The organism is Luteibacter sp. KNZ12-1A (assembly GCF_056755675.1).
Genome location: NZ_JBPGXU010000019.1, coordinates 33866 through 51026, shown reverse-complemented (window position 1 = coordinate 51026; position 17161 = coordinate 33866). Strand labels below are relative to the sequence as shown.

Annotated in this window: 12 protein-coding genes; all 12 read right to left on the bottom strand. The window is 67.1% G+C overall.

Annotation, left to right across the window (positions count from 1 at the left end; translation table 11 throughout):
- On the bottom strand, nucleotides 1-474 hold a 474-nt coding region (gene tagF / locus ACR9ZJ_RS06510; protein WP_481287232.1), incomplete at its 3' end, for a type VI secretion system-associated protein TagF.
- Nucleotides 471-3887, bottom strand: a complete 3417-nt coding sequence (gene tssM, locus ACR9ZJ_RS06505; protein WP_481287231.1) for a type VI secretion system membrane subunit TssM — start codon at nucleotides 3885-3887, stop codon at nucleotides 471-473. The genes tssM and tagF, both read right to left, overlap by 4 nt.
- Complete coding sequence (gene icmH, locus ACR9ZJ_RS06500; RefSeq protein WP_481287230.1) at nucleotides 3884-5188, bottom strand: type IVB secretion system protein IcmH/DotU; 1305 nt, start codon at nucleotides 5186-5188, stop codon at nucleotides 3884-3886. The genes tssM and icmH overlap by 4 nt, the downstream gene beginning before the upstream one ends.
- 4 nt (nucleotides 5189-5192) lie before the next feature.
- The gene (tssK, locus tag ACR9ZJ_RS06495) at nucleotides 5193-6533 is read right to left on the bottom strand and encodes a type VI secretion system baseplate subunit TssK (RefSeq protein ID WP_481287229.1); all 1341 of its coding nucleotides are present in this window, start codon (nucleotides 6531-6533) and stop codon (nucleotides 5193-5195) included.
- The gene (gene tagH / locus ACR9ZJ_RS06490) at nucleotides 6530-7864 is read right to left on the bottom strand and encodes a type VI secretion system-associated FHA domain protein TagH (protein ID WP_481287228.1); all 1335 of its coding nucleotides are present in this window, start codon (nucleotides 7862-7864) and stop codon (nucleotides 6530-6532) included. Before tagH ends, tssK begins: the two co-directional genes overlap by 4 nt.
- Nucleotides 7861-8406, bottom strand: a complete 546-nt coding sequence (locus ACR9ZJ_RS06485) for a DUF6931 family protein (protein WP_481287227.1) — start codon at nucleotides 8404-8406, stop codon at nucleotides 7861-7863. Before ACR9ZJ_RS06485 ends, tagH begins: the two co-directional genes overlap by 4 nt.
- Entirely contained in the window at nucleotides 8403-10367 is a 1965-nt protein-coding gene (locus ACR9ZJ_RS06480; RefSeq protein ID WP_481287226.1) for a type VI secretion system Vgr family protein, read from the bottom strand. The genes ACR9ZJ_RS06485 and ACR9ZJ_RS06480 overlap by 4 nt, the downstream gene beginning before the upstream one ends.
- 7 nt (nucleotides 10368-10374) lie before the next feature.
- Entirely contained in the window at nucleotides 10375-11013 is a 639-nt protein-coding gene (locus ACR9ZJ_RS06475; protein ID WP_481279707.1) for a hypothetical protein, read from the bottom strand.
- 14 nt (nucleotides 11014-11027) lie between these two features.
- Nucleotides 11028-11627 (bottom strand): hypothetical protein, encoded by a 600-nt coding sequence (locus ACR9ZJ_RS06470; protein ID WP_481279706.1) that lies wholly within the window; start codon nucleotides 11625-11627, stop codon nucleotides 11028-11030.
- Nucleotide 11628: 1 nt separating this feature from the next.
- Nucleotides 11629-14295, bottom strand: coding sequence for a type VI secretion system ATPase TssH (gene tssH, locus ACR9ZJ_RS06465; protein ID WP_481287225.1), 2667 nt, complete (start codon nucleotides 14293-14295; stop codon nucleotides 11629-11631).
- Nucleotides 14292-15329: a type VI secretion system baseplate subunit TssG gene (tssG, locus tag ACR9ZJ_RS06460; protein ID WP_481287224.1), complete on the bottom strand. Its 1038-nt coding sequence runs from the start codon at nucleotides 15327-15329 to the stop codon at nucleotides 14292-14294. The genes tssH and tssG overlap by 4 nt, the downstream gene beginning before the upstream one ends.
- Nucleotides 15293-17158, bottom strand: coding sequence for a type VI secretion system baseplate subunit TssF (gene tssF / locus ACR9ZJ_RS06455; protein ID WP_481287223.1), 1866 nt, complete (start codon nucleotides 17156-17158; stop codon nucleotides 15293-15295). Before tssF ends, tssG begins: the two co-directional genes overlap by 37 nt.
- Nucleotides 17159-17161 lie beyond the last annotated feature (3 nt).

The window sequence follows — 17161 nt, the reverse complement described above, 5'->3', positions numbered from 1 at the left end:
AGATGTGTATAAGAGACAGGGGGAAGCCATGCATGCCGGATGGGCGAGCGCGCGAGCCGCATGCTCGAAATCCGTCAACGATCCGCCCTCCCGGCCTTCGCTCACGGCCGCCTCGGCCGCGTCGAACCATGCCGGCACCGGCCATCGAGGCCATCCGTTCGCCGTCGGCGCGACCGATGCCGCAAGCACCAGGGGGAAGATGCGGCCGACCCGATCCGACGAGAGGGCGACGGCGCCCACCCAGGAGTTCGGCCCGCATACATGCGTCGCGAGTGCGAAGCGCCATACCGGTGTCGCCAGGCAGCGTTTCCGCCCACTCTCGCCCAGGTTGCCGGCGAGGCCGGCCATCGCCTCGCGGCATGCCCGGTCCCAAGGTTCGACGAATTCCGGCGGAAGTCGACGCTGGACGAAGTCGCCGAGCAGCGGAAGCTTGCCGTGGAACCCACAGACCTCGTTGCCGATTCCCGCGCTCATGCGGGGCACCTGAAACGACGCACGCTGCTATCGCCGAACGGGTTATGCAAGCTCGCCGCCTCGATGTCCACGTTCGCATGTGTCGCGCCGAAGCCGAAGTCCGCGCCGAACCGGGTCTCCGTGCGCCGTTGCAGGGACGCCGCGTCGAGCGCATGGAACAAGCCCCATTCGCCCGGATACTCCAGCACCGGGAGCGGCTTGCCGGACGTGTCCCAGGCGCTGATGCGTGTCAGGCCGGGCTTCGGACCGGGCCATTGCATCGCGACGGACACCGGCGCTTGGCCGGCCTTGTACTCGTAGGTCTGGCCATCCACTTCGATCGTCAGCCGATCGATGCCGACCGGTGGCGTCGCGATCGAAACGGTAAAACCGACCTGCGGTTGCGGCCCATCGCGGAAATACACTTGCCGGATCGTGTCCGCCAGCTGCGCCTCGGCGAGCACCCCGGCTCCAGCCTTCGCGCTGTCGGCATCACGGAAGGTCCATGACGACCCGCCGCTGTCCACGACGCGCGACAAGGTCTGCCGGAAGAACGTGTCGAAGCGGCCACCGTTGCCGAACAAGGCGGCGAAGTCCTGCAGAGGTATATCGTTGCCACGCGTCGCGGCGAAGGGGTAGCGCCCCTGCACGAAGCGTGTGCAATCGGCACCGGCGGCTTCGCGGAAGCCATCGGCCAACGCGCCGCTGGCACCCTTGCTTACCAGGGACTGGCTGCTGCCCACGAGGCTGCCCACCCATCCGGATAGCGGCGGAGGCAACTGCGCCGCTTCGAGCCGCGCGGCGGCGAGCGTGGGATCGGGACGGCCGATCGCATCCGCGGCCGGATTCAGGCTCAGCAGGGTCTTGCTCAGTTGGTCGAGCGTGCCGAGGGTATGGTCCAGTGGGGTCGCGCCGACCGCGCCATCGGTCAACTGGTTGAGCGCGGCGAAGTGTTCGACGATCGGCGCGGACGCGCCATCGTCCGTACCGCCCGTGTTGTCGCGCACGAGCGCCAGCAGCGCCTTCAGCGGCGAACCCGGGCCAGCCAGTCTTGCGGCCACGCCGCTGGCTTCCTGCACGTTGCTCACGGGTTGCAGCTCGAGATCACCGAGCAGGTCATCCCACGCACGGATATAGTCGGCCACATAAAGCGCGCGCACCTGGGCGACGAGCGACACGCGCCGCAAGGGGTCCGCCGCCGTGGCGCCGAACACCCAGCCGTCGGCGACGAAGCGATCCACCGCGCTGGCGATCCCGCCACCCGGGCCGCCACCCGAGGCAGGTGCCGCCTGCACCATCGCGGTGAACACCGGCCGCGTGAACAACGCCGGTAACGGCCTGGACAGCGGCGCGCCGCTGCGACGGCGGAATACATCGCCACGCAGCCCCAGGATGCGATCCAGCCGCACCGGCGCATCGCGACGCGACGCGCCGTCGATTTTCACTCCCCCGTAAACCAGCGTCGCCAGGTCCGCCGCGCGCAACGTGGCGCGGGCCGCTTCGACCAGGGAGTGATCGAGCGGCAAGGCCCGCATCTTGTCGTGCCCATCGAAGAGGATGCGGAAATGGCCTTCCAAAGCCTGCACGAGGCTGTCCTCATCGGGAAACACCTCGCGCCATCGCTCGCCGGCCAGCAGAACGAGCTGGTCGCTATCGCGATGGCTGGTATCGCCGAGCATGAGGTAACCCTTGAGTACGTAGTAGAGCTGTTGCGGGTCGCCGGCAAGGCCACGCAAATCGTCACGGAACTGCAACGCGAGTCCCGGAACGACGCTGGCCTGGAACTCGCGCTCATGCGCTCCTCGTACTTCATCGAAAACCGCGTCACCCTGGAACAGTCCGAAGCGCATGGACCATGGCGTCCGATCGCGCACCTGCCCCGCCACCTGCTCGGCACGCTCCAGCGTGTCGAGGCGCTGCAACGCCTGCGCGTAGTACTGGCGCAACGATGCCGGCTTCGTACCCACGTCATCGCCGGGGAAGTCGTGCAAGGCCTGGTCGACACGCGCGACGTAATCGGCGTTACGGCCAAAACTCGTCGCCATGCCGACCACGAGAACGGCGCCCAGCACACCGATGCCACCGATCGCCGCCGCCTCGGCCAGGCGACGCCGACGCCATGCGACCGGGTCGGCACCGACGAAGCCCGCCTCCGGCAGGATCGTTTCCTTCAACAACCGCTCGGTGAAGTACGTGCGCCTCTGCGCGCGGACGGATACCGGCGTGGCGGCGTGCATACCGAAGGAACGTCCGACCGCCGAGAGCACGCGATCGATCGGTGTGCCTTCCTGCGTGCCCGACGTGAGGTACACACCGCGCAAGAGCGGCGGCCGTCCATAGGCATGGCTGCCGAAGACCGTCGAGACCAGCGGCAAGGCCGCTTCGCGGAATGCGCGCAACTGCTGCGGAAAGGACAGTATCCGTGCCCGCCTGCGCACGTCGCGCTCGGCGTGCATCCGCTCGATCACGCGCTCGTCGATCCGCTCCAGCAAGACGTCGAATTCCGCACCCAGCAACGCCGGCGCGCCACCCTGCACGCTTTGCGCGGCGGTGAAGGTCGTGCCCCATACCTGGGCGCGCCCTGCCGGGTCGAGCGCATCGAAGAACTCCATGAAGCCCGCCACGAGATCGCACTTGGTGAACATCATGTACACCGGCACCACGACGGCGAGCTGGGTGCCGATCTCGTCGAGACGTCCGCGCAGCCTTTGCGCATGCTCCTGCCGCTCGGCATCCGTCATGGTCAGGATGTCGGCGACGCTCATCGTGAGCAGGATGCCGTTCACCGGTCGACGCCGGCGATGACGCTTCAAGAGGCCGAGGAAGCCCGTCCACGCCGAGGCATCGGCATGCGGATCGGAGTCCTGCGTCGTATAGCGGCCCGCGGTGTCGAGGAACACCGCGCGATCGGTGAACCACCAATCGCAATCGCGCGTGCCACCAACGCCTCCCAGTGAACGCTGGCCCATGCCGCCGAGCAATGGGAACTCGAAGCCCGAGTGCTCGAGCAGGGTGCTCTTGCCCGAGCCCGGCGCGCCGATGAGCAGGTACCACGGCAGTTCCCGCAGGTCGCCACCGCCATCGCGACGCTTGCGCAGCACGGCCATGGCTTCGGCGAAGCGGTGGCGCAAGGCTTCACGCTCGGCACGCGCGCGCGCGTCGGAATCCGCACGCGCCCCGTCGGGTTGCGAGGAGAGTTCCGCGTCGAGCTGCTCGCTGCGACGGGCAGCGAGCCGGCGACGTCCGATCAGGACACCGATCCATACGGCGGCCACCACGGCGATCGCCACGACCCGCGAGGTGACGCTGGCCAGTGGCTGTGTATCGCCGATGCCGAGATACGGGCCACCGAATCCGATCAACGATGCACACAGGGCGATGCCGAGCAGCGCACGTATCCAGGACGCATGGAACAGGTCGGCAAGGGTCTTCATCCGGCCTCCGGCATGAACAGGATCTCGACGCGACGGTTACGCGCGCGGTTGGCGGGCAGGTCGGGCGATGTCGCGACCGGTTGCGAGGCACCGGCGCCACTGGATTCCACGCGACGTGGATCGCGCAGGCCGCGGCTCAGGATGGCGCTGACGTTGCGTGCGCGTGCCGCCGACAGTTCGAAGTTGTCCTTGAAGCGAAGCGACCGGACCGGCTGGTCATCCGTATGACCCACGACGACGATGCGGCCACGCAACTGGTCGAGCGCGCGGGCGACACGGGACAGCAGGGCCGCCTGCTCCGGTGCCACGTCCGCGCCGCCCGAGGGAAACATGTTCGTGGCGGCGAGGCGTAGCGTCGCCTGGCCGTCCGGCTTCTCGTCGATGGCCAGCGCCCCGCTGCGCTCGTCGCTGGCGAGCAACTGACGCAGGCTCGCGGCTGGGGGCCTGGCCGGTGTACCGGTCGCTGGCAGCGGCACGCCGTGCAGGCCGATGGCGGCAAGCCGCGAACTCACCGGATCGGTGATCCCGTTGAGGCGGCCGTGAAGGTAGACCCACGTACCGGCGACGATGCATAGCGCCACCAGCGCCGCCATCCACACCGGCATGCCACGCCTCGGCACGAGCGGCCGGTCCAGGCCACGCCATCGTGGCGACAACTCGGCGGGAGCGGCGGAACGATACGCCATGATCCGCCGGTAGAGATCCTCACGGCGATCCGCGAGTCGCGACATGCCGCCGGGCTCCACGAGGTATTTCCCGCCGAAACCGAGCGCGAGACACAGGTACATCATCTCGACGAGGTCGATGTGGCGGACCATGTCCTGGGCGAGGCGGTCGAGGATGGCGAAGAACTTCTCGCCGCCGTAGGTCTCGCCATGGAAGGTCACCAGCAGGGTCTGGCGCTGCCATCCGGTCTGGTCACCCCAGGGCGAATCCAGCACCGCCTCGTCCAGCATCGTGCACAGGACGTAACGCGCGGCCACGCCTGTCGGCGCGTCCACGCCGGCGCGCGCCGCCATGTCGTCGAAGCGGCGGATCGAAGTCATGGCGCGCTCGCGCAGGAACGCGGCGTCCGGTGGTTCGGCGCTGTTGCGCAATTGCGCGGCAAGCAGGAGCAATGGATTGGCCGCCCGCACCAGCGGGTTGCCGCCCGCCATGGGCAATTCCTGCGGCGCGGCGGCGGTTTGCCACCCTGGCTCGCGTTCACTCCGTAGCGGCGCGGGTGACGGTTCACGCGCGGCACTCGGACGCACGATGGTCGCGTCGTCCGGGCGATAGCCCGGCCTCTCGTCGGTCGTCATCGAATCAGTTCCTCACCGCCCACAGTTCGAGTTCGAGCCCATCGAAACCGTTACCGAAATGCAGCGCCACGCCACCGGACGTGCGCAGGGTTTTCCACATCGGCGAGGCCTTGTCGAGTTCGAAGTACTGGTAGCCCGCGTGGTACGGGATCTGGCGCGGCGCACTGGACATCGACGCCACGGCGATGCCGGGCAATTGCAGGTTGACGAGATCGCGGATCTTCTCGACCGGGCCGATCTTCGATTGCGAGGGCAGCCGGCGGCGCATGTCCGCCGCGGCGATGTCGGCCTTGGCGGCGAGCACGAAAGCTGCGCCATCGAACAGCGTCGTGTCCGCGACGGTGCCCACCCATACTCCGTACTTCCTCTGTTGCAGCGGTACCGGGATCGCCGTCTGCTCCAGGACGGCGCTGAGGCTCATGCGCAACGCATCGATCAAGGGCTCGAAACTCTCGCGCAGACGCTCATGGCGATACGACGGGAAGACGTCGCTGCGCTTGCCTGGCGTGGTGAAGGTCGCCAGTTCCCCCGCCATGCCGAGCAACATCCGGTAGAGGTCTTCCGGATGCAGGAGCGGCGCCTCGGCCAGATGGGCCAGTTGGGGCTGGTAACGGTTGACCAGCTGGAGCATGAGGAAATCCGACAGCTCGGCGGTACTGGTGCGATCGTTGCCGGCCACGCGTGCGGCCAACGCCTCGCCGCGTTGATGCAGCAAGCCCAGCAACTCGGTGAGGAACAGGCTCAGGCTCGCCGAGGCACGACAGGACAAGGCGCTGGGAATGAAGCCGTCGTCGAGCACCACGCGGCGGTCGGCGCGGCATTCGACGAGATGCGCCAGAGGCAGGTCCACCAGGCCCTCGCGCGGTTGGCTGGCAGCGAGGAGCCGCGCGCTGAGCCCGCCGACCTCGAGCATCACCGTTCCGGTCGTGCTGCCCGACGCATCGGCCACCTCGGCCTCGCGAACGCGGAAGCGCGCCAATTGCCCTGGCGACGCCGTGTCGGGCCACACGCTTTCGGACTGCGTCGCCGAACGCAAGGGCAAGGTGAGATGGATGACCTGGTCGCGCCAGTTCGGATCGATGTCGAGCGGTGGGGGCAAGGGATCGCGATCGGGCATGGAGAACGGCGTACCGTCGGGAAAGACGCCGCGCGCGCGACGAATACCGAGCTTGCCGATGGCCAGCAGGTCCCGCTCCAGTTCCAGTTCGTCAAAGCCCCATGGATGCGGGCGCAGCGTGGCCGCCCGCAATTCGATGTAGCGCTCCGTGTAACGGTCCTGCTGCTGCATGTGCTGCGGGCGAAGGAACAGTCCTTCGCTCCAGACCACCTTGTTGAACGAGGTCATCGTGCGGCTCCGTCGCTCTTGAAGCGTGCCAGTTGGTCTTCATACGCCCGTGCGAACTCGTCGCCGAACAGGCGACGAAACCGTTCATCGGGATCGGCGGCCAGGCCCTGGTAATGCGCGCGGTAGCGATCCCACGCGCCTTTCCCCGCACCGGGCAGGAAACGCGATCGGCGCGAACCTCCCTCGTCTTCGAAACGTGCGGGGTCGAACTGGGCGATGAGGTCGTCGAAGGCGGCGCGTACGCCGGAAAGCAAGGCCACCTGATGGAGGCGGATATCGTCCATCGCGTCGACGATGGCCGCTTCGCCCGAGAGGAAGGCTTCGTTCGGCGCCGCGAGCAGGCGGGCCATGGCTTCCCCCGCCGTGGGCGCGAACTTCAACGGATTGTTTTCCGTCCGGCGGATCAGCGTGGCGGGCATGCGGAAACCGTTCTTCAATTCCGCGCGCGCACGAAGGACATCCATCACGCCCTCCAGGACGAGCAGGAAGAGCGGCTCGACAGCGGCATGTGTCGTGCCGGATGGCGATGGTGACGAAACGGGCGATGGCGGGGCCTCGACCTTCGCGTCCGCGGCAACGGGTACCTCGGCGACTGGCATCTCGGCGACAGGCGCCTCGGTGGCTGTCGACACGGGGTCCGGCACCGGCTCGCGGAACAGGCTCCGTGTCCTGTCCCAGTTTTCCGGTAGCACCGCCGTCGGACGGGGCACGGCGTCGTGGTCCACACGCGGCACGACGAGATGTTCGTCCATTGGCGACACATGGCTCCAGGGTGTCGGGGAACCGACGGTCGACCGCACTTCGTCCAGGCCCATGGGCGATACGGTCTGGAACCATGCAAGCGGGTCGAGTGACGCAGTCGCGCCTCCCTCGCCCGGAATCAGGGATAGTGCCGGTGCCTGCGCGACGTCGACCACCGGCGCCGGCGGCCGAACGGCAGGCGCGGTATCCGCGATGTCGCGCGTTTCGCGCCGCGCCGTGGTTCGCGCCACCTGCTCGACAGGCGACTCGATGGCGACGAGGACTTCGAACGTGTCGATCTGGACGAGGTCGCCGTCGCCAAGCAGCGCCGGCTCGCCGCCGCGAAGAGGCGTGCCGTTGAGCAACATGCCGTTGGTGCTGCGGTCCTCCAGGAAGTACAGGCCATTGAGATGGCGTACGACCGCATGCTGTCGCGAAACACCGTGGGCATGGAGCACCCAATCGCACTGCTCCGCACGACCGATGGTGAGGTCGCTCCCTTCCACGCGCACCGACGCCCGGTCGGCGATTTCCTCGGTACGTGCGCCGAGCACGGAGAGGACCAGGCTGGGTCCGGCATAGCGGTTCATACGGAATCCTCCGATCGGAGCAGGCCGAGGGCCGATGTGACGAAGGCGCGGCAACGCGCGTCGAAGTCGTCGCCGGCCGCGGCAAGGGTCAACAAGGCGCCTGCGGCGACGACCGCCATCAGGTGTGCGGCGACGGGGGCGACTTCCTTGCCCGAGGCATCGAGCAGGAAGCCCTCGGACCATCCCGCGCTGGCGGCGATCAAGGCGCCCGCGCCGACGTAGTGGCGGCTGGCCGCATAGGCGAGCGCCTTGCGCCGGTTGGCCTCGTCACGATCGCGCAACCACGCCTCGGCGAGATGTAGCCCGGGGCGGTCTTCCTCGGCGATCGCCACGCCGGCGGCGCATTGGCACAACCAGGGCACCACGTAGCCACGCGGCAACAGGCGCATCTGCAAGCGCAACGCCGCGCCCGCGTGGTCACCGTCGAGCAAGGCCTGCACCGCGGCCCGCGGGGTCATTCCGTTGCTCAACCGCGCCATGGCGGCCGCGTCCAGGCCCATGTCCGTGGCGGCCCTGGTGATACTGGTCGTTGTCGTGGTCATAGCAGCAATGGCGGCGTGCCCTTGAGCACGGCCGGTCCAGCGGTGGAAGAAAGCATCAAGGCCGCGCCCGCGGTGACTGCGATGGCGGCGGTGGCGTTCACCGTCACCGTGGCACCCGCGGTCAGCGATACCGCCGCCCCCGACGTGATCGACGCCGCGCCTCCAGCCGTGAGGTTCAACGCGCCGGTGCCGGTCAGGCGCAACGTCGTGCCGGCGATCTCGATTTCGCCGGTCCGCCTCAGCACGATCCGGGCGATGCCGGTGACGAGTTCGATCTCCTCCCCGGCTTCGATACGCAAGCGACGGCCCACGCGCAGGCTGTCGTCACGACCGATGTCGTGGCTGCGATCGCGCTTGATCGCGGTCGTTTCATCGCGGTCGATCGTGCTGATGTGATCGTTCTCCGCCTCGTGGCGGAGGTCTCGCTGGGCGTGCAGCAACAGTTCTTCCGCGCCCTTGCGGTCTTCGAAGCGAATCTCGTTCGCCTCGCCCGCCGAGCCCATCAGGCTGCGGCTGACGACACCGCTGCGGGTCTTCTGCTCCGGCAACGGATACGGCGGCTGGTGGTCCTGGTTGTAGACGCTGCCGATGATCAGTGGCCGGTCCGGGTCGCCATCGAGAAAGGCCACCACTACCTCTTGCCCCACGCGCGGAACGAACTGCGCGCCCCAGCGCTTGCCAGCCCACGACGAACCGATACGCACGGGGCAGGACTGGTCGGACTTCGGCTTGCCCGGCGTATTCCAGAAGAAGGTCACCTGCACGCGTCCGAGTGAATCCACCTGGATGTCTTCATCGGCCTGACCGTAAACGACGGCCGTCTGCACGCCCGCGATGGACGGACGCGGGGTGACCTGTGCCGAACGGAAAGGCTGCCGGCTACGGATGGCACGGAAGCGACAGGCGAAGGGCGCCTCGTCGGCATCCGGCTCCACGCCGCCCGCCTGGTAATCCACTTCGACCATGCGCGTCGTCGAACCGATCACCAGGTATTCCTGGTTCGCATCCGCCAGCGGGAAGTCCTTCAGGGTGAAGAGATCCCCGGTCGCCAGGCCGACCGCGTCCGTGGACCCTTCGCTGATCGCGTCGGCCACGTTGAGCGCATCGACACGGACCCTGGCGAAACGCTGGCCGTCCGCCATCTGCTGGGCATGGCCCACCGACCCGTATGGGTAATCGTAGATTTCCAGCCCCGGCACGGCATGGATATCGGGTCCGTCCGTCACCGGCTCGTTCGCAAGCAGCGAGGCCCTGGGTCTCTGGTAGTCATAGTCGTCCATACGTACGCGCGTGGGATTCACGCTGCGGGCGACGTGCCAGTCACTGACCGATGCCTTCATCCGATGGCCGCGCTCGGTGGGAGGCGCATACGGAAGCGTCTCGAACCCCGGTCGAGGCGCATGAGCGCCCAGCGCGTCGGCGAGCACCATCGTGTGGCTGGACGATGCGTGGGTGAAGAAGTAATAGATGCCTTCCTGTTCCATCAACCGGCTGATGAAATCGAAGTAGCTCTCGCGGTACTGCACGCAGTATTCGCGAGCCGTATAGCTCGCGCCCAGGGCGAGCCGCACGTCGCCGTACCCGAACTCCGCGAGAACCTCGCGCGCGATCTGCGGCACCGTCTTGCCCTTGTAGATGCGGCAATCGGACGTTTGCCGGAGAAGCCAGGGCGTCGGCACGACGCGGAACGCATAGACCGCATAGCGAACGTTCTGGATGCTGATGAAGGCGCCCTGCTCCGCCTCGGCGACGATGCCGTTGAAGTAGCGGACGACGCCTTGCGGCGTGACCATCTTCACGGTCATCGGCGTACCCAGGAGTGCACGCAGGTCGGCCTGCGCGTTCTTGCTGATCGCTTCGATGCGCAGGTCGAACAACCGACCGAGCTCTTCCTTCGCCGTCATGTTGGCGAACAAAAGGGCATCTCCCATGCGGGACGAAAGGGTGATGGCATGCGCCATGGCCGGGTCAACGAGCCGACGGTTCGGCGGACCAGCCGGCGAGCCCGCGTCGCAGGACATTCCGCCAGGCGGTCTCGTCGCCGGCATACTCCACCGCCCCCGCGGTCGAGAGGTCCTGCCTGATCGCGACGAGCCACTTCGCCACCAGCCGCGTGAGGTCGCCACGGATGAACAGTTCCACCTGCCTGCACAGTTCCTTTCGCGCATCGCCGCTCTTCGGCGCCTGCGCCAGCGAGCTTCCCTCGATGAACCCCTTGCGCGCCGCCGGGTCCTGGCCCGCGTTCACCATGTCGCGCCAGGCCATCATGGGGTCGGCGGGCACGCCGCAAACCCACTTATAGAAAACGTCCTTGAAATCCTTCGCCTTCTTGCCGAACTCGATCGAATTGTGGTCGTTCGCCTCCACGCGCTCGTCATCCTGTATCCAGCTTCGTTCCCTCATGCGCGGATGCGCCCTTATCTCCAGCAGCAAGGGATACGAGGCGGCGAACTTCGAGTTCATGACACGGCGCCCTTCCGCCATGTCACCCCCGCTTCCATTCAACGCGTTGAAGTGACGCTCCAGTTTGTACTGCTCGAGGAGCAGGACGAAGCACGAGACGATGCAGCTCTCGAAGTCGTTGAAGACATGATTTCCGTTGGCCATGAGTACGTCCCCAACTACAGCGTGTAGATGTTGTTCAACATTTTCTGGCGATCGCCGCTGAAATCCTTGTGCGTGTAGTAGCGCAAGTAGTCGCTGGCATCGATGGGTCGCCACGTGGGCGAGTAACTGTTCGACGCCAACCGGTACCGGCAGAATGTCGCGACCTTGCTGTAGTCGTTGAACACCTTCTTGAGCGCGGGAAGATCGGCCATCTGGCGGTTGCCGACCACGCCGCGCATGATCTTCTCGACCAGCCGCGACCGGGCCGCCTCGGAGGTCAGCGCCACCACCTTCGCAAGGTCCGGATTCATCTGTGTTCCGCCACCAGCGCCACGTGCCAGCGCGTGCTTGAAATCGTCGCGCCCGGCCTTTCCGACCAGGTCCTTTTCCTTGTAGTTGTAGTCGGTGAGCACGATGCGCGAGCCATTTCCGTGGCTGTACGCGAACAATTCGAAATTCGGCGTGTGATAGAAATACGAGTGGCCCAGCCCCTCGTCGTCGACATACGAGACGTCGATCTCCGACCCGGCCGGAACGTTCGCGAAATTCGCCTGCCGGAAAGCGACCAGGAAGCGCGAGTAGGCCTCGGGCGTCAATGTCAGCGATATCGTCATATCAGTGCGCCCCGTCTTCGAACCGGTAGGTGAAACCGCCATCCGCGACGCCCACCTCCACTCGCTTCACCACTTCGCCTCGCATCGTTCGTTCGAGGAAGGCGCGACTGACATCGGGAAGCATCGTGTTGGTCAGGATGGCGTCGATCATGCGGCCGCCGGATTCGCCCTCGGTACAGCGCGAGACGACCCTGCCGACCACCTCGTCGTCGTACGCGAAGGGCACGCGATAGCGCGACTGCACGCGCTGCTTGATGCGCTCCAGTTGCAGGCGGACGATGCGTTCCAGCATGGACGCGCTCAAGGGGTAATAGGGAATGGTCACGAGGCGCCCAAGCAGGGCCGGCGGAAACACATCGAGCAGGGGCGCCCGCAGCGCGCTCGTCATTTCCTCCGGATCGGGTACGCGGCCCTCGCGGCCGCACAGCCTTGCGATCGTATCGGTACCGACGTTGCTGGTCAGGATGATCAGGGTGTTGCGGAAGTCGATGGTCCGCCCTTCCCCGTCCTCCATCACCCCCTTGTCGAAGACCTGGAAGAAGATCTCGTGCACATCGGGATGGGCCTTCTCCACTTCGTCGAGCAGCACCACCGAATAAGGCTTGCGGCGCACGGCCTCGGTCAGCACCCCGCCTTCGCCATAGCCCACGTAGCCCGGCGGCGCCCCCTTCAGCGTGGAGACCGTGTGCGCCTCCTGGAACTCGCTCATGTTGATGGTGATGAGGTTGTGCTCACCGCCATACAGGGTCTCGGCCAGCGCCAGCGCCGTCTCCGTCTTGCCCACGCCGGAGGTGCCCGCGAGCAGGAAGACGCCGATCGGTTTATCGGGATTGTCAAGGCCCGCGCGAGACGTCTGGATGCGCCGGGCGATCGTTTCCATCGCGTGGTCCTGGCCGATGACCCTACGCGCCATGAGGCTGCCGAGGTTCATCACCGTTTCCAGTTCGCTGCGCAACATGCGGCCGACGGGAATGCCGGTCCAGTCGGCGATCACGGTAGCCACCGCCTGCTGGTCCACGCTGGGCAGGACCAGCGGCGTCTCGCCTTGCCGTTCGGCCAGGCTGGCTTGCAGGAGACGCAGTTCGTCCAGCGCGGCCACCCGGCCGGACTCATCGAGCGCGCCATCCTCGCGCAGCCGGGCACGCAGGGTGAGCACCCGACCGACGAGTTGCTTCTCCTCCGCCCAATCAGTTTCGAGGACATCCAGGCGCATGCGCTCGTCGGACAGCTTCGCCGTGACGGCGGACTCGCGGTCGGCCACGTCGATCCCCACCGTCTTTTCACGCACGATGATGGCCAGCTCCGTTTCGAGCGCCTGGATGCGCTTGCGGGAGTCATCCACCGCCGCCGGAATGGCATGCTGGCTCACGGCGACCCGCGCGCATGCCGTGTCCAGGAGGCTCACGGCCTTGTCGGGCAGCTGCCGCGCCGGGATGTAGCGATGCGAGAGTTTCACCGCCGCCTCGATCGCCTCGTCGAGCACCTGCACGCCATGGTGTGCCTCCATCACGCCCGCCACGGTGCGCAACATGAGCACGCCGCGCGCTTCGTCCGGCTCGCCGACGTGCACCGTCTGGAAACGCCGGGTCAGCGCGGGGTCCTTTTCGATGTGCTTCTTGTATTCGGCCCAGGTGGTGGCGCCGATCGTGCGCAAGTTGCCGCGGGCGAGCGCGGGCTTCAGCAGGTTGGCGGCGTCGCCCGTGCCCGCCGCGCCACCCGCGCCTACCAGGGTGTGCGCTTCGTCGATGAACAGGATGATGGGGCGCTCCGAGGCGTTCACCTCGTCGATCACCTGGCGCAGCCGGCTCTCGAATTCGCCCTTCATGCTCGCGCCGGCTTGCAGCAGGCCGACATCGAGCACGCGCAATTCCACCTCGCGAAGCGCGGGTGGCACGTCGCCTTCGGCGATGCGCCGTGCGAAGCCTTCGACGACGGCTGTCTTGCCGACGCCGGCTTCACCGACCAGCATGGGATTGTTCTGCCGCCGGCGCATGAGAATGTCGACGACCTGACGGATCTCCTCCTCGCGGCCGACGACGGGGTCGATCTTGCCGGTACGCGCCTGCTCGGTGAGGTCGATCGTGTAACGCTGCAAGCCCTCCCGTTTGCCGAGCGGGGCCGGGGCCGGCTCGCCGGCATCACCGCCTGGCCGCCCATCGATGCGGAACCCGTCGTTGGCGCCGAGGCGATCCTCCGGCGAGCCGGCGACGATGCGCGGCAGGTCGTCGATAAGGGCCTCGGCGCGCAGCTTTTCGAACTCGGTCGAGATACCGGTCAGCACATGCCGCAAGCGTCGCGTTCGCGCGATGGCGGCGATCAGGTAGCCCGTGCGCACGTGTGCTTCACCGAAACGCAAGGTCGCATACACCCAGGCGCGCTCGACGGCTTCCTCGATATCCGCCGACAGGTCGCTCACCGAGGAGGCGCCGCCGGGCAGGCGCTCGAGCGTGTCGGTGATGTCGCGGGCGAGACGCGAGGGCTCGATTCCCGCGTGGCGGACGATGCGGTGCAGGTCCGAGTCCGCCAGACCGAGGATCTGCTCCAACCAGTGCACGAGTTCCACCTCGCGGTGGCCACGCAGGCGGCACGCCACGGTGGCGCCTTCGATCGCCTTGTAGGCGATGGCGTTGAGCTTGCCGAACAGGGCGGCGCGGCTGATGTCGGTCACGACGGCATCCTTGGGCGATTCGATGGGGAAAGGGGTTGCAGCACGAGGTCGTCGGCATCGCCGGGGCCGGGGAAGCGGCCCATCCAGGACGACAGGCCGAGCCGTCCCGAGCGACCCATGTGCGTGAGGGGCACCTCGTCGCGGCGGAGGATCACCTGGACGTCCCAGTCCTTCTCGTCGCCCGCGTAGAAGCGGACCGCGGCGACGAGTTCACGCAGTGCCTCGCCGCCCGGCTGGAAGCGACGGTAGTCGGACAGGCCTACCGGGCCGATGCGAATCCGGAACCGATGCTGCGCATCGCGCACGGCTGTACCCAGCACCGTCGCGGTACCCAGCGTCGCCATGCCGCCACCCATGCGCAGACGCCCGTCCTCCGGGAGGACGAGCCAGGCCACCGCGAATTCCTCGATTCTTACGGGCACGGCGAAGAAGGCGCCGAGGAAGGCGACAAGACCTTCGGCATTCCTCGCCTGGGACAGGACGCGCCCTGCCATGTACCGGCGGAAACGGTCAGGCAACGCATCACGTTCCGTCAGTGCGGGAATGCCGATGCCCGACAATGCGCCGAGGAAACCGGCAAAGGCGTCCTCGGCGGGGCGGTCCATCTGCACGGTGGGTTGTGCGTCGGCCCAGGCGCGATAGAAGAAGCTCAGCATCCGGTGGTGGAACACGTCCGCGAATGCCGTGAACGTGCGGTCCCGCGCCGTGCGCTCGCGCTCTAACACGTATTCGGTGAGATGCAAGGGCAAACCGCCGTTCGGTCCCCACAACCCGAGCATCAGGCTATGGACGCGCGGCTTCCCGCCTTCTGTTTCCACGCGATCGATGCTGCGCGGAGGGAAGGCGAGTGAAGGCGTGTGCGCCAGGCGCACGGGATCGTCCGCCGGCCGGATCGAATGACCAAGCCTGGGGCGATCGTCGTATACGCACTCGATACGACGCAACGCATCGAACCAGTCGAAGGAACCCGGTTCGGCGCGTATCGCTTCGAGCAGCGCTACAGGATCGGGCGCGTGCCGGATCGAGCCGTCCACCGGGCTACCTCGTTGCGTTCCAGGGTATGCAGTACGGTTTCGGTGAACGAGTTCAGCGAGACGTACCGCGAGAAGAAGTGCTGCATAACGGAGCCGAACAGGAAGGTGCCGGTGCCTTCGAAGGCGCGTTCCTCGCAGGTGAGCCGAATCTCCAGGCCGCGTCCGTACGTGACCGGACCGGCGATCGGCAGGCGGCGGACGATCGGCGCGGAACGCACGTCACGCACGCCTTCGACGAGGCGACGCGATGCCGCATCGTTCTCGTCGCTGTAAAGCGAAAGCATCTCGCGCAGTGCCACCGCCCCCTGCTCGTGCTCCAGCAGTGACAGGTAATTGAGCTGCAGGTGGCTGATGAGCTTCCAGGCCGCCTGCCCTTCCGCGATCGCGGGCCGGGGGCGTGTGGGTCCGGCGAGGCAGCGCACGCTGCGTACCGGGGCATCGCTGTCGAGCAGGAAATCCGTGCGGCCCTTCCCCACCGGCATGTGCAGCGGCAGGTCGCGATTGCTGCAAAGCAGTCGCAGGCCGACCTGGCGCAGGCTGCTGGCATAAGGCGCCTCGCGTCCGTCGACCAGGGAGAGGAACACTTCGCCGCCCGTATAGCTCGACCTCGGGCCGTCACGACGTTGCCGCGTGGAGGCAAGACGCGGCTCGCGGCGCAGCGTGTAGAACGCGGCCGCGGGATCGTGCCACGTGCGATCCTGCCCGCCGTAGAAGGGGTGGAAGCTCTGCTCCGGCTCCTGGCTGTCGCCGAAACCCTGGACCTCGTCGATCTCGACGACCTCGAAATCCATGGGGCGCGCCCGATCCGCCAGTACGTGGTACTCGGCAGCGCCGTCGCGAAGATGGATGCGATCGGCGCGTCGGGGGAACAGATTGATCGCCGGCGTACAGAACAGGCGCAGGTACGACGCATCGACCGCGTTGTCCAGCCGTGGCACCGAGCGATCCAGCCACACGACGATATCGAACTCACTCGCCGACGATTGTTGCAGCACGCGGTGCAGGCCGGTGAACGCCGCGAATTGGAAGCGTTGCGGACAGGCGAAGTATTCCTGCAACAAGCGATAGCCGCTGAACGAACGATCGGAGACCGGCAGCAAGGCTTCGTCGTCCGCGAAGCCGCGTGCCTCGATGCGCACCTGCTCGACGAAGCGGTTCGTATCGCCGGCGATGACGGAGAAACCCAGGCCGTTGCCCAGCACCTGCTCATAGAGAAGCCCGGGCAGGTCCCCGCCGCCGGCGAAGAACAGGGGCAACTCGTCGAACGACAGCGCATCCAGTCGCGCGCCTGCACCGAGTTTGAAGCGCAGTCGCAAAGCGGCGCGGGGAGATGTGCCTGCGGGGGGCGACACCCCCACGGCCGCGATCGCGGCCGGGCTCGCCAGGTAACGCGCTTCGCGAAGCTCCAGCGGCAGCAAGGTGACGGCGTGAGCGGTGCGGTATTCGCAGGCGGTCCGTTCGCCGAAACCGATCTGGCTGCGCAACGCGCTGCCACGCGGGACGAGGTGTCCGTCCACCGGAAGGCTCTCCGCGCTGTCAGGCGTCATCTCCACCACGGTCATGGAGGGGACCGGAGCGAGATAATGCGGGTAAAGCATGCGCAGCAGGTGCTGGGTGAACACGGGATGCTGTGCGTCCAGCTTCATCTGCACGCGCGCGGCCATGAACGCGAAGCCTTCCAGCAAACGCTCGACATAGGGGTCCGCGCACTCCATGCCCTCCATGCCCAGGCGGCCGGCGATCTTCGGATAGGCGCTCGCGAACTCCGCGCCGGTCTCGCGGACGTGCTGGAGTTCCTGGCTGTAGTAGCGAAGCAGTCGGGGGTCCATGAT

What these genes read in the sequence shown, in the direction of transcription:
- tssM (WP_481287231.1), bottom strand. Translation starts at nt 3,887, where the DNA reads ATGAAGACCCTTGCCGACCTGTTCCATGCGTCCTGGATACGTGCGCTG.
- icmH (WP_481287230.1), bottom strand. Translation starts at nt 5,188, where the DNA reads ATGACGACCGACGAGAGGCCGGGCTATCGCCCGGACGACGCGACCATC.
- tssK (WP_481287229.1), bottom strand. Translation starts at nt 6,533, where the DNA reads ATGACCTCGTTCAACAAGGTGGTCTGGAGCGAAGGACTGTTCCTTCGC.
- tagH (WP_481287228.1), bottom strand. Translation starts at nt 7,864, where the DNA reads ATGAACCGCTATGCCGGACCCAGCCTGGTCCTCTCCGTGCTCGGCGCA.
- ACR9ZJ_RS06485 (WP_481287227.1), bottom strand. Translation starts at nt 8,406, where the DNA reads ATGACCACGACAACGACCAGTATCACCAGGGCCGCCACGGACATGGGC.
- ACR9ZJ_RS06480 (WP_481287226.1), bottom strand. Translation starts at nt 10,367, where the DNA reads ATGGCGCATGCCATCACCCTTTCGTCCCGCATGGGAGATGCCCTTTTG.
- ACR9ZJ_RS06475 (WP_481279707.1), bottom strand. Translation starts at nt 11,013, where the DNA reads ATGGCCAACGGAAATCATGTCTTCAACGACTTCGAGAGCTGCATCGTC.
- ACR9ZJ_RS06470 (WP_481279706.1), bottom strand. Translation starts at nt 11,627, where the DNA reads ATGACGATATCGCTGACATTGACGCCCGAGGCCTACTCGCGCTTCCTG.
- tssF (WP_481287223.1), bottom strand. Translation starts at nt 17,158, where the DNA reads ATGGACCCCCGACTGCTTCGCTACTACAGCCAGGAACTCCAGCACGTC.